Annotated in this window: 13 protein-coding genes and 1 tRNA gene; 11 read left to right on the forward strand and 3 right to left on the reverse strand. The window is 57.5% G+C overall.

Going from position 1 to position 11975, the window contains the following annotated elements; all coding sequences use genetic code 11:
- Positions 1-53 precede the first annotated feature (53 nt).
- Entirely contained in the window at positions 54-302 is a 249-nt protein-coding gene (locus QP934_RS10910; RefSeq protein ID WP_419127533.1) for a hypothetical protein, read from the forward strand.
- Positions 303-356: 54 nt separating this feature from the next.
- Here the strand turns inward: QP934_RS10910 and QP934_RS10915 are convergent.
- A tRNA-Leu gene (locus QP934_RS10915) sits at positions 357-442 on the reverse strand.
- A 227-nt stretch (positions 443-669) separates the two neighbouring features.
- On the opposite strand from QP934_RS10915, the gene QP934_RS10920 reads away from it, so the two are divergent.
- Positions 670-1209, forward strand: coding sequence for a YbhB/YbcL family Raf kinase inhibitor-like protein (locus tag QP934_RS10920; protein WP_005324806.1), 540 nt, complete (start codon positions 670-672; stop codon positions 1207-1209).
- On the forward strand, positions 1209-1601 hold the full coding sequence (locus QP934_RS10925) for a hypothetical protein (protein WP_337887516.1): 393 nt from the start codon (positions 1209-1211) through the stop codon (positions 1599-1601). The genes QP934_RS10920 and QP934_RS10925 overlap by 1 nt, the downstream gene beginning before the upstream one ends.
- 90 nt (positions 1602-1691) lie before the next feature.
- Here QP934_RS10925 and QP934_RS10930 read toward each other — a convergent pair whose 3' ends face one another.
- Together QP934_RS10930 and QP934_RS10935 are read right to left on the reverse strand one after the other, a co-directional pair.
- Positions 1692-2807 carry a quinone-dependent dihydroorotate dehydrogenase gene (locus QP934_RS10930; RefSeq protein ID WP_419127534.1) on the reverse strand — a complete coding sequence of 372 codons (1116 nt, stop codon included), beginning with the start codon at positions 2805-2807 and terminating at the stop codon, positions 1692-1694.
- A 4-nt stretch (positions 2808-2811) separates the two neighbouring features.
- Positions 2812-3858, reverse strand: coding sequence for a hypothetical protein (locus tag QP934_RS10935; protein WP_419127535.1), 1047 nt, complete (start codon positions 3856-3858; stop codon positions 2812-2814).
- Between the two features lie 66 nt (positions 3859-3924).
- On the opposite strand from QP934_RS10935, the gene QP934_RS10940 reads away from it, so the two are divergent.
- The 8 genes from QP934_RS10940 to QP934_RS10975 all read left to right on the forward strand — a co-directional run bounded on the left by QP934_RS10940 (position 3925) and on the right by QP934_RS10975 (position 11821).
- Entirely contained in the window at positions 3925-4779 is an 855-nt protein-coding gene (locus QP934_RS10940; protein WP_419127536.1) for an undecaprenyl-diphosphate phosphatase, read from the forward strand.
- A 25-nt stretch (positions 4780-4804) separates the two neighbouring features.
- Positions 4805-6043: a cysteine--1-D-myo-inosityl 2-amino-2-deoxy-alpha-D-glucopyranoside ligase gene (gene mshC, locus QP934_RS10945; protein ID WP_337887520.1), complete on the forward strand. Its 1239-nt coding sequence runs from the start codon at positions 4805-4807 to the stop codon at positions 6041-6043.
- A gap of 24 nt (positions 6044-6067) precedes the next feature.
- Positions 6068-6451: a hypothetical protein gene (locus QP934_RS10950; RefSeq protein ID WP_419127537.1), complete on the forward strand. Its 384-nt coding sequence runs from the start codon at positions 6068-6070 to the stop codon at positions 6449-6451.
- Positions 6452-6635: 184 nt separating this feature from the next.
- Positions 6636-7301, forward strand: coding sequence for an HAD family hydrolase (locus QP934_RS10955; protein ID WP_269953202.1), 666 nt, complete (start codon positions 6636-6638; stop codon positions 7299-7301).
- A 52-nt stretch (positions 7302-7353) separates the two neighbouring features.
- A complete protein-coding gene (locus QP934_RS10960; protein WP_284838895.1) occupies positions 7354-7617 on the forward strand; it encodes a phosphoribosyl-ATP diphosphatase in 264 nt (87 codons plus the stop codon).
- Between the two features lie 29 nt (positions 7618-7646).
- Positions 7647-8492: an ATP phosphoribosyltransferase gene (gene hisG, locus QP934_RS10965; protein ID WP_198493054.1), complete on the forward strand. Its 846-nt coding sequence runs from the start codon at positions 7647-7649 to the stop codon at positions 8490-8492.
- Between the two features lie 109 nt (positions 8493-8601).
- Positions 8602-10161: an aspartate ammonia-lyase gene (gene aspA / locus QP934_RS10970; RefSeq protein ID WP_239282871.1), complete on the forward strand. Its 1560-nt coding sequence runs from the start codon at positions 8602-8604 to the stop codon at positions 10159-10161.
- 352 nt (positions 10162-10513) lie between these two features.
- Complete coding sequence (locus tag QP934_RS10975; RefSeq protein WP_269952965.1) at positions 10514-11821, forward strand: anaerobic C4-dicarboxylate transporter; 1308 nt, start codon at positions 10514-10516, stop codon at positions 11819-11821.
- Positions 11822-11975 lie beyond the last annotated feature (154 nt).

Here is an 11975-nt window from a genome sequence, read left to right on the forward strand (position 1 = left end):
TGTTTTCGTAGAGGGCTACAGCATCACGTTTGAACTGTTCGGAGTACCTAGGCATGGTGGTAGATTACCTTTCTTCCCAACCCAACCGGGCTGGATATCAGGTGTCCACCAAACAGGGGTCAGGCCCCCTCTACATCGGACGCAGATGGGGCGGCGAACCAATCACCATGATCTGCGTCGACAACCACGTCGATATCAAAACAACTGCCACCGGGGCACAAATCGCTGCCTACACACTCACCGAAGAAAAGATCTACTACAACAAGAAAGACAACGAACTCAGCCCCCAACGGGGCAACTAAAAACGAAAAATCTCGAGACACCGACCGGAACGATGTCTCGAGACTTCACAGTTGTGCCCGAGGGGGGACTTGAACCCCCACGTCCGTTAATAGGACACTAGCACCTCAAGCTAGCGCGTCTGCCATTCCGCCACCCGGGCAGGGTGTTTATCAGCCTCTCGGCTGGGCACTCCGATACTGTATCCTGCTCGAGGCTTGCTTTACAAATCGCCTGCGTGTGGCGTGAAAAAGCTACCGTTAGCGGCGTGTGGAAATACATGGTTGTAAGTCTGGTTGGGAGCTTTCCACGTGTGCGGCAAAATTTATGCAGGCTGCGGAGGTTACACCACATCGACATCGGCTTGTGAGGTGGGGTACAAATGGGTCTATGACTTCTTACGCAGATGATTCCCGCTTTCCTGGTCCAGATCCTTACGCACCGCTGCGCGATGTCCCGTCCTTCGTTCTCTCGTCCACTGATGTGGTGGAAGGAGACGAGCTCCAGGAGAAGCTCCGCGCCCCAGAGAGCGTATCGCCTCAGCTTGCGTGGTCCGGACTCCCGGAAGGCACTAAGTCCCTGGCCGTGACCTGTTTCGACCCGGATGCGCCAACGGCTTCTGGTTTCTGGCACTGGGCGGCGTTCAATATCCCCGTTGAGGTAAGCGAGCTGCCTACCAATGCCGGCGCCGCCGAGGACTTGGGGATTGACGGCGTCATTAGCTTGCGCAACGATTCGGGCGAGCGCACTTACTTCGGTGCAAACCCGCCTGCCGGCCACGCCCCGCACCGCTACCTCTATGCCGTCCATGCAGTCGACGTAGAAAAGCTCGACATCGACCCAGATGCTTCGCCGACCGTGCTTGGGTTCAACCTGCATTTCCACGCTCTCGGCCGCGCCATTTTGTGGGGCTGGTACGAGGCGAAGTAATGGCGAGTAGCTCTACTTCATCGCAGCCTAGTCCGCCGACGGCGCTGCGGGTCGGCGGCGCCTTCATGGTGGTCGCATTCGTGCTGGTGCTCTTTGCGCTAATCTCCGTCTTCACGGATGGTTGGGGTGCCGATTTCGAATGGACGTATTCCAAAGTGGCGATTATTGTCGCCGCGGTCATCGTCGGGGCCTTTAGCACCATGAGCAAGAGTCAGGCGGGAAGCCGCGCGCAGGTTACAGCATTGGTCATCGCTATTGTGATCATTGCAGCAAGCCGCTTTCTGCCCGGCGATACCCTATTCACTCAACCACAGTTTTGGGTCGTGTTCTACGCCGGCTTCGCGGTGTTGTGCGCACTGGTCCTCAGACGCAGCGCCATGTCGCAGACCTAGTCAACACCGAAGAAATAAAGGGTCCGCCTATTTCCTCTGCGTGCAGCCGGAGAAGTAGGCGGACCTTGTGTTGAGCAACCTTGGGCTGGACTAATCTAAGGGCTTCCAAGGAAGACCGGAGCCAACCGCCTGGGAAATATTGCTCATACCGTGGGCACGGATTTGAGCGGCAATGCCGCGGTGAATATCGCGGATCCAGTCCGGACCGCCGTAGATGAGACCGGTGTAGCCTTGCAGCAGGGAAGCGCCGGAAGTGATGCGTTCCCATGCTTGCTCCGGCGTGGAGATGCCGCCCACGGAGATGAGGGTGAGCTGGCCGCCGACTCGCTCATTGAGGCGGCGCAGTACTTCTAGGGAGCGCTCAGCTACCGGAGGGCCGGATACGCCACCGGCACCCATCTCCTTTACCTCGGCGGCTGGGGTCTTGAGTCCCTCGCGGGAAATGGTGGTATTTGTCGCTACTATTCCGTCGAGGCCGAGTTCGAGGGCTAGGTCTGCCACGGCGTCAACGTCGGCATCCGAAAGATCTGGGGCAATTTTCACCAGCACCGGAACCGCGGTGCATTCTTGCACGGCGGAGAGAATGGGACGCAGCGATTCCACTGCTTGCAGGTCGCGCAGGCCCGGGGTATTCGGGGAAGAAACGTTGACCACCAGGAAATCTGCCAAGTCGCCCAACACCGACGCGGAGCGGCGGTAGTCTTCTACTGCATGCTCGGTAGGGGTGACTTTGGTTTTGCCAATATTGATGCCAATGACATCGCTGTAGCGACGCTTGCGCAGGTTTTCTGCGGCGGCTGCTGCACCTTCATTATTAAAGCCCATCCGGTTCAAGATGGCCTTATCGGCCTTCAGGCGGAAGAGCCGCGGCGCAGGATTGCCGGGCTGTGCTTGGGCGGTGACGGTGCCTAACTCTGCATAACCAAAGCCAATGGGAGTCCACGTATCAGCAGCCGCAGCGTTTTTATCGAACCCGGCGGCAAGTCCCAACGGGCGGGGGAATTCCACTCCGAAGACCTCTTGGCGCAGCACTGGATCGTTGACCGGCAGGATCTTTGCCAAGGCGCGGTTGACGGGGCCGGCAGCTTGGAGTCCGCTCAAGGCCGTATTGATGATCTCGTGTATCCGCTCCGGACTGAGCTTGAACATGCCGCGCAATGCAAGCTGGTAGGCCTGCGCGCGCAATTGGTCAATAGTGCTGGTCATCTTTTTAAGACTCCTTCTTCAGGTGCGGGGTGTCCACGAACTGCAGCCCGTGGCCGGTGGCGGAGGCGGCGACAAAGGTGCCGTCGCTAAGCATGGCAATATTTTGCGCATCCGGCACGGTCGAGAGATCTCCGCGCAACTCTGGGACGCCTTTGGCAATCTCAAAGGCATGAGCCTTATTGGTATCGGTGGCGCTCACCCACGCCAGATTGCGCTTTTCGTCCCAGGTTACGCCCCATGGGGCGCCCTCTACGTTGCCGTATTGATGCAGGCGGACGACGTCATCGGAAGTGTAGACGGCCAAGCGGCCGCCCTCGGTATCGGAGGCGAGGACCACGCCGTTATCGCCCACCGCGATGCTGCCGACCCCCTGGCCAACGCGCAGTCGGCCGCCCGCGCGATCATTTGTCCAGTCCACGTTTTGGATAGTGGAATCCTCTCGGTGGATGCGCACCACTCCGTCATCGCCTGAGGAATTGGGCACGGCCAATAGCTGGTCCGAGCCGGCTTCCACCTCGATATCTCCGTCGCGCTTTCCGTCCTTATAGATGCCTATCGTGGTGGAATCGGCCGAGGTGGCAAAGATCTCGCCGCTGGATAGCTGGGTGGCGGCAGTAACTGGGGAGTCCTCCTCCATGTGGACCTCCTGAGGAGAATCCGGAGATGCAGGATCGATCAGGAGAACCTTATCTGGGCAGGCGAGGACAAAACCCGACTCCGAAGAACTGAGGTCACCACACTCCGCAGAAATGTCTAGCGAGGTAGCCTTCTTCTCTTCAAAATCCTTCTGGCTACCGATGAGAAGCTCGTCTTTGGTGCGCACTGCCAGCGAGTCATCAAAGGCGGCAAGGTCAGTGATGTCTCCCTTAAGGTCGACCACAGTGCCTTCCGGATCCGCCTTAGCTGGGGAGGCCGCTGGGGTGGCATTGCCCTTGACCGCGGTCTCTGGATCGGCGCCCACGCCCACTTCGGGCTGGCAGGCGGCCAACGCGGTGGCGCTGAGCGCCAGCAAACTGGAAAGGATAAGTGCGGAGCCAGAATGAGATTTCACGGCTACTAATCCTAACAGCGCGCGTTGTAAAAACTCGAAGCCCAGCGCGGCTGTAGTGTGAAGCGGGTGATTTCTAATACCGCAACTGACGCTGTTTCTTGGGCGCAGGTCATTGTTTTGTCCATCGTGCAGGGGCTTACCGAGTTTCTTCCGGTAAGCTCCTCCGGTCACCTGCGCATTGTTTCCGAACTTTTTTGGGGCAACGACGCCGGCGCGTCCTTCACCGCAGTTATCCAGCTGGGTACGGAGCTGGCTGTGCTGGTCTATTTCGCCCCAATGATTTGGCAGATTCTCTCCGGCTGGTTCCGCGGCTGGGCCGATAAGTCCTCTCGTGGCCAGGACTGGCGCATGGGGTGGATGGTCATCGTGGGTTCCATTCCCATCGGAGTTATCGGCCTCGCATTCGAGGATGCGATCCGCGGCGCCCTGCGCAACCTGTGGGTTACCGCCGCAATGCTCATCCTCTTCTCCTTTGTCTTCATCGCTGCAGAAAAGCTGGGCAAGAAGGAGCGCGGCTTTGAGGAGCTAACCATGAAAGACGCCATTGTCATGGGTTTGTGCCAGTGCTTGGCGCTCATTCCGGGTGTTTCTCGCTCCGGCGGCACCATCTCTGGTGGTCTGTTCCTGGGGCTGGACCGCGAGGTAGCCACACGCTTTAGCTTCTTGCTGGCCATTCCGGCTGTGCTGGCTTCGGGGCTTTTCTCGCTTCCCGACGCCTTTTCTCCCGAATCCGGCCAAGCCGCCTCCGGCCTGCAGCTTCTGGTCGGCACTGGCATCGCCTTTGTACTGGGCTACGCCTCCATTGCGTGGCTACTAAAGTTCGTGGGCAACCACTCCTTCTCTTGGTTTGCCGTTTACCGCATCCCGGTCGGCGTGCTCGTCATGCTCCTCCTGGCATTGGGAGTCCTGCAGCCGCTCTAAGGCACACCGCGTTAGTATGGTGGCTATGCATTCTTGGCCAATACCTTCCTTCCGCCCTGTGCCGGGTGATGCGGAACAGCTGCGCTTGTACGATTCTGCGAACCAAACCATCGCTCCCGTAGAGGTCGCAGGGGATACCGCCACCATGTACGTGTGTGGCATCACGCCCTATGACTCCACCCACTTGGGCCATGCCGCCACGTACCTGACCTTTGACCTCATCTACCGTGCGTTCCTGGATGCCGGGAAGAAGGTTCACTACGTCCAAAACATCACCGACGTCGATGATCCGCTATTCGAACGTGCCGAACGCGACGGTGTAGATTGGCGTGAACTCGGCACTTCTCAAATTGACCTCTTCCGTTCCGATATGGAGCTGCTCTCCGTTTTCCCGCCGCAAGACTATATTGGCGCCATGGAAGCCGTCGATGAAATCGTGGAAATGGTGCAGAAGCTTCTCGACGCCGGAGCGGCCTACGTCGTAGACGACCCCGAGCACCCAGATATCTATGCCTCCGTCGAGGCCACCGAGCGCTTTGGGTATGAGTCCAATTACTCTGCCGAAGAGATGCGCACGTTCTTTGCTGAGCGCGGCGGCGATCCCGACCGCCCAGGGAAGAAGAATCCGCTCGACGCACTCATCTGGCGCGCCCACCGCGAGGGCGAACCAGCCTGGGAGTCGCCCTTTGGGCCTGGTCGCCCGGGGTGGCATATTGAATGTTCCGCCATCGCTACCAACCGCTTGGGTTCTTCCTTTGATATCCAGGGTGGCGGCAGCGACCTGAAGTTCCCGCATCACGAGTTTTCCGCTGCCCACGCAGAGGCTGCCCTACGAGTAGACCGCATGGCACAGTTCTATGTGCATACCGGCATGATTGGGCTCGAGGGCGTCAAGATGTCTAAGTCCTTGGGCAATCTCGTCTTCGTTCACAAGCTCGTAGAAGCGGGTGAAGAGCCCTCCGCTATCCGCTTGGGCGTCTTCTCCGGTCATTACCGCGACGAGCGCGACTGGTCCGACGAGGTGCTCGACGCCGCTAAGCGCCGCCTCGACGCATGGCGGGAGGCCTTGGCGCAGCCGGGAAGCATGGCAGGGGCCGAAGAGGTCGTCGCCAAGCTGCGTGCCGCAATCGCGAACGACCTTGATACCCCGGCCGCGCTCGCTGCCGTGGATGAGTGGGCAGAGGCCGACCGTGGCACGGACGAGGACGGCGCGGCCGATTTGGTTCGCACCGCACTAAATTCGCTCCTCGGCGTGCAGGCTTAGGCAAGATAGGGCAGTATCTACAGCATGAGCATTCGCGCCGATTTCCAGCCCACCGTAGATGAGTTCATTAGTGACCTGAAATCCTTCGCCACCGGCGATTACCTCAAGGAAGATGAAAAGGAGTTCTGGGAGGCACCGTTTGACGCCAACGTCCTCCCAGAACTGCGCGGCCACCTTGAGCAGATGCTCGATGGGCTGGATGCTCTTCCGGACGATCCTGACGGACCGCAGTTGGTCACCGTCTTGTCCAAGACCGTTCGTACGTTGGCAGATTTTAATCGCGCTCAGCACGATGCCGTTCTCGAGCCAGAGGAAAAGGAAGAGCTCTCTGAGCTTATCTATAACGCCAGCGCGGCCACCGGAGCAGACGACGAAGCCCTGTCGCAGATTCCGGAACTGGACCTTTAGATCTGACCCTTGCGCCTTAGTAAGCGCCAGCTGGCATCAACTGCGCAGCTGGCTCTTGCCGCCGTGTGTCCACAGCGTGGACGGCGAAACTATTTCCTTCCCGACAAAGAAAGCTAGCTTTATTCTTGTGCCGCACCCCACCGCCGCTTCCAGCCTGACTAAGCCCGCCGCCATCTTCTGGGATATGGATGGTACCCTCACCAATTCGGAGCCTCTCTGGGCGGAGGCAACATTTTATCTTTCAGAACTGCTGGGCAAACGGCTCACTCCCACCCAACGCCTAGCTACTGTGGGCGCAACCTTTGATACCACCTTGGCAATCTGCGCGGATAATGCGGGGGTGACGCTACAACCCGGTGACAGCGAGCGTTACCGCGCCCGAATGTTTGACTATGTCAAGGGCCTTTTTGCTCGTCAGCTGGAGATCTTCCCGGGAATCCCTGCGCTGCTTCAGGAACTAAAAGCCGATGGGGTGCCCATGATGGTCACTACCAATACCGAGCGCAATGTCGCTGACGCTGCTATCGATTCTCTGGGGCGGCATTATTTCGTCGATACTATCTGCGGGGATGAGGTTCCTGCCGGCAAACCAGCGCCGGATATGTACCGCGAGGCTGCCCGCCGCATTGGAGCAGATCCCGCGGATTGCTTAGTTTTCGAAGATTCCGCAACCGGCATGCGCGCCGCAGTTGACGCCGGCTGTGCGGTTATCGGTTTGCCCGAAGGTGACCAGGTTGAGGTACCGACCGAGGTCACCGAAATTTCTAGCCTCCGCGATTCGCGGCATCTCGCGGGAGCTAAGGCCGCTGATGTCTATGAGTGGTTCGCTAAGATTTCGGTGCGGCAATAGAAATTTAGAGTTCCCCTACATTCTCTAACTACCTGTGGAACAATAGGTAGGCGTGAAGAACTTTGAGACTCTTTTTACGGAACTAGCCGAGAAGGCCGACCAGCGTCCAGCTGGCTCTGGCACCGTTGCTGCGCTGGATAAAGGCGAGCATTTCATCGGTAAAAAGATCATCGAAGAAGCCGGGGAAGTATGGATCGCCGCTGAATATCAGTCCGACGATGAGCTGGCGGAAGAGATGTCCCAGCTGCTTTATTGGACTCAGGTCATGATGCTTAAGCGCGGACTTACCCCTGAAGACCTTTATAAGTACCTCTAGGCAACACCCCACAGGATGGAAGGAACCGCATGATCAAGATAGCTGTCCCCAATAAGGGCTCGTTATCAGAAGCCGCCGTGGAGATCCTTGCAGAGGCCGGTTACAAGGGCCGCGGGCATTCCAAGGCGCTCAACGTAGTGGATTCCAATAACGGGGTCGAGTTCTTTTTCCTGCGGCCGAAAGATATCGCCATCTATGTCTCCCGCGGGGTTTTAGACCTAGGCATTACTGGCCGGGATTTGGCACTTGACTCCAAAGCGAGCTTTGATGAAGTTTTGCCGTTAGGCTTCGGTGGCTCCACGTTCCGGTACGCAGCGCCGCAAGGGGAGGAGTGGGATATCTCTCAACTGGCTGGGCGGCGGATTGCGACGTCGTACCCCAATCTTGTCCGCGCAAACCTCGCCGCACAGGGAATTGAGGCCGATGTTATTCGATTGGACGGGGCCGTAGAGATCTCCATCCGGCTCGGGGTTGCCGATGTTATTGCTGATGTCGTGTCAACTGGTACTACTTTGCGGCAGCAAGGATTAGCGCCGTTCGGGGAGCCGATCATTGAGTCCGAGGCGGTAGTTATTAAGCGCACAGGGGTAGAGGTCACTGAAGAAGAGCAGGTAGTTCTCGACCGTATTCAGGGAATTCTGCACGCTCGCACTTATCTAATGATCGACTACAACATCGCTCAATCGAACCTCGACGCAGCCGCTGGTATTACTCCAGGATTGACCGGTCCAACGGTGTCGCCGTTAGCCCGTGAGAACTGGGTGGCAGTGCGAGCGATGGTTCCGAAGAAGCAAGCTAACCAAGTCATGGACCGACTTTCCCAACTTGGCGCGGAAGCAATTTTGGCCTCTGATTTACGTATCGCCCGCTTTTAGGGGGAGTGGTTTTCTGGGTCGGCCCAAATAGATTCAGTCGCGGCTAACATTGGCGGTTGAGGTTACTCATTCGAATATAAGTCTCGACAGGCAAAGGAGCCGAGCCATCATGGCAAAGTCCTCTAAGAAAGAAGAAAAGGACACCAAGTCTGCAGCAAAGGACGTGAAGAAGAAGGAAGCTGACACTTCCACTCACGCCGCACAGCAGAAGGTGGCCGAACAAAAGGCACCGAAGAACTCCAGCAAGAAGACTCGCACCGAGACCGACCTTCTTGGTTCTTTGGAGGTTCCCGCTGACGCTTACTACGGTGTGCACACCGTACGCGCGATGGAGAATTTCCAGATCTCTTACGTGACCATCAACACCATCCCGCACTTCATTCGCGGCATGGTCCAGGTCAAGAAGGCGGCCGCCATGGCAAACCGCCGCCTGCACGTACTTCCCAAGAAGAAGGCTGAAGCCATCATCTGGGCCTGTGACCAGATCCTAGAAGAGGGTCGCTGCATGGATCAGTTCCCGCTGGACGTCTTCCAGGGTGGTGCTGGTACCTCGCTGAACATGAACACCAACGAGGTTGTTGCGAACCTCGCACTGGAGTACCTCGGTGAGGAGAAGGGCTCCTATGACATCATCAACCCGAATGATGATGTGAACATGTCCCAGTCCACCAACGATGCTTACCCGACCGGCTTCCGCTTGGGCCTGCACGCAGCAGTTGATCACCTCATTGAGCGCATGGATGGTCTGCGTGCCGCATTCCAGGTCAAGGGCAATGAGTTCCAGGACATCCTGAAGATGGGCCGTACTCAGCTTCAGGATGCCGTTCCGATGACCTTGGGTGATGAGTTCAAGGGCTTTGCCAATAACCTGAACGAGGAGCAGGCATTGCTGCGCGATGCACAGCGCCGCCTGCTCGAGATCAACCTGGGTGCAACCGCAATCGGCACCGGCGTGAACACCCCGGCTGGCTACCGTCACCAAGTCACTGCAGCCTTGTCTGAGGTCACCGGCCTGGAGATGAAGACCGCTCGCGATCTCATCGAAGCAACCTCTGACTGTGGCGCTTACGTGCTGCTGCACGCCACCATCAAGCGCGCTGCAATGAAGCTTGCCAAGATCTGTAATGACCTGCGCCTGCTGTCTTCCGGTCCACGCGCTGGCCTGGCTGAGATCAACCTGCCTGCCCGCCAGGCTGGTTCCTCCATCATGCCGGGTAAGGTAAACCCGGTTATCCCGGAGGTTGTAAACCAGACCTGCTTCAAGATCTTCGGCAATGACCACGTCGTCACCATGGCCGCTGAGGCAGGCCAGCTGCAGCTCAACGTCATGGAGCCAGTGATCGGCGAAGCACTGTTCCAATCCATTCGCATCATGGGCAACGCCGTCGATGCTCTGCGCGAGAAGTGCGTCACTGGCATTACCGCCAACGCTGATGTGTGCCGCGCCTACGTGGAGAACTCCATTGGTATCGTCACCTACCTGAACCCATTCATCGGCCACCACAATGGTGATCTGATTGCTAAGGAGTCCTTGGAGACCGGCAAGGGCGTCAAGGAACTCGTCCTGGAGAAGGGGCTACTGGATGAAGCAACCTTGAATAAGGTTCTGTCCGTAGAAAACCTCATGCACCCAGAGTTCCGAGGCCAGCTCTTCATCGACGAGGACTAAGCCCACAACTCTTAAGGAGCAGCAGGGCATAGCGCCCGCGCAAAAGGCACCCCGCAGTCGCCGCCACTTTTACTTCACTGGGATGAAAAGCAGGCGGAGGCTGCGGGGATTTTGCATGATGGGGGAGCACCATTCGAATTGATCTTTTATAGCCTTATACAGGAACAATGCACCGTAAAATACCGGTCATTTTATAGCGAAATCCTTAATTTATGTGGGAATCAACACAAACAGGCATTTTAAATGAATAAATCACCACAACGGGTGCAAAATAGAAGATGTTGAGGACGGCATGCACTCTCTATGGAGATGCGTGCCCATAGTTTGCATAGAGAGCGTATGGAGTACGTCCATGGTTATTGTTCATATAGTCATCGTTCTCGCCGCTATCGTTTTGGGCGCGAGAATTGGATCAATTGGCATCGGCATGGCCGGCGGACTCGGTGTGTTGGCACTGGGTCTCACCGGCGTTCCCATTACTAGGGAAGACATCCCCTTCGATGTCATTGGCATCATCATGACCGTCATCGCTGCTATCGCAGCAATGCAGCGAGCTGGCGGTATGGACTATCTGGTGCACATTGCGGAGAAGTTCCTGCGCAAAAACCCAAAGCGAATCACCTTCTACGCGCCAATTGTTACGTGGCTAATGACGGTTCTTGCTGGCACTGGTCACACAGCGTTTTCCACGCTGCCTGTTATTGTCGAGGTGGCCAAAGAGGGTAAGGTTCGCCCTTCACGTCCGCTGTCCATCGCGGTAGTTGCCTCTCAGATGGCAATCTGTGCTTCGCCTATTTCGGCAGCTGTGGTGTTGCTTGCTAGCCTGCTGGAGCCGACTGGGGTGGGCTACTTGCAAGTACTGGCGGTCGTTATCCCGGCAACATTCCTGTCTATCTTCCCAGCTGCCTGGGTAGCCAATAAGTTTGGCAAAGAGCTTGAAGATGATCCGGTTTACCTGGAGCGCAAGGCACAAGGCTTGGTCAAGGAACCACTCGGCGCAGCGAACTTTTCGCCGCAGAAGGGTGCCAAGGCGTCTGTTCTCGTGTTCTTGGTAGCCATCGTCATCGTGATGGCGTGGGCCACCCTGACCTCGGAGCAGGTAGGTCTTATCGCTGAGCCGACCCTGCCGCGCAATGAAGCCATTATGACGGTCATGCTCACTGCAGCCACCATCATCGTCATGATGACGAAGGTCCCAGCGGGAGATGTTTTGAATACCCCGGTCTTTAAGTCCGGTATGTCCGCATGCATTTGTGTGCTGGGCGTGGCTTGGCTGGGCACCAGCCTCATCAACCACTACATGGACGATATTCAGTCTATGGCCGGCAGCATTATTGAGTCTTCGCCGTGGCTGCTCGCAGTGGTGCTATTCTTCGCTGCAGCGTTGCTGTATTCGCAGGCAGCTACGACCAAGGCCCTTATGCCGGCAGCCCTAGCTCTGGGAGTAAGCCCCATTACCGCAATCGCTGCCTTCCCGGCGGTGTCTGCTCTGTTTATCCTGCCAACCTACCCAACGTTGCTGGCGGCAGTAGAAATGGACGATACCGGCTCGACTCGTATTGGCAAGGCCGTATTCAACCACCCATTCCTGATCCCAGGTACGGTCAGCATCGTGCTCTCGGTCCTCTTGGGCTATGCATTCGGTTTCGTCCTCCTATAACTAAAGGAGGATAAAACCAACCCTAGGGCGTGCTGTCAAGGGGTGAATGCGCCACTTCGACCGGGAGGTAGTTGTGACGCGTTGGACTCCGAAGGATGTTAAGGATGCTGCTGTTGAGCGCGTGGTGGCAGGCGAGGCAGTTAGCCTGGTCGCG

The sequence above is a fragment of the Corynebacterium sp. MSK122 genome (assembly GCF_030229435.2).
GTDB lineage: Bacteria > Actinomycetota > Actinomycetes > Mycobacteriales > Mycobacteriaceae > Corynebacterium > Corynebacterium marquesiae.

Bases quoted from the DNA above. Each gene is read 5' to 3' on its own strand.
- QP934_RS10955 (WP_269953202.1), top strand. From the start codon at position 6,636: ATGGATGGTACCCTCACCAATTCGGAGCCTCTCTGGGCGGAGGCAACA.
- QP934_RS10925 (WP_337887516.1), top strand. From the start codon at position 1,209: ATGGCGAGTAGCTCTACTTCATCGCAGCCTAGTCCGCCGACGGCGCTG.
- aspA (WP_239282871.1), top strand. From the start codon at position 8,602: ATGGCAAAGTCCTCTAAGAAAGAAGAAAAGGACACCAAGTCTGCAGCA.
- QP934_RS10975 (WP_269952965.1), top strand. From the start codon at position 10,514: ATGGTTATTGTTCATATAGTCATCGTTCTCGCCGCTATCGTTTTGGGC.
- QP934_RS10950 (WP_419127537.1), top strand. From the start codon at position 6,068: ATGAGCATTCGCGCCGATTTCCAGCCCACCGTAGATGAGTTCATTAGT.
- QP934_RS10910 (WP_419127533.1), top strand. From the start codon at position 54: ATGGTGGTAGATTACCTTTCTTCCCAACCCAACCGGGCTGGATATCAG.
- QP934_RS10930 (WP_419127534.1), bottom strand. From the start codon at position 2,807: ATGACCAGCACTATTGACCAATTGCGCGCGCAGGCCTACCAGCTTGCA.
- mshC (WP_337887520.1), top strand. From the start codon at position 4,805: ATGCATTCTTGGCCAATACCTTCCTTCCGCCCTGTGCCGGGTGATGCG.
- hisG (WP_198493054.1), top strand. From the start codon at position 7,647: ATGATCAAGATAGCTGTCCCCAATAAGGGCTCGTTATCAGAAGCCGCC.
- QP934_RS10920 (WP_005324806.1), top strand. From the start codon at position 670: ATGACTTCTTACGCAGATGATTCCCGCTTTCCTGGTCCAGATCCTTAC.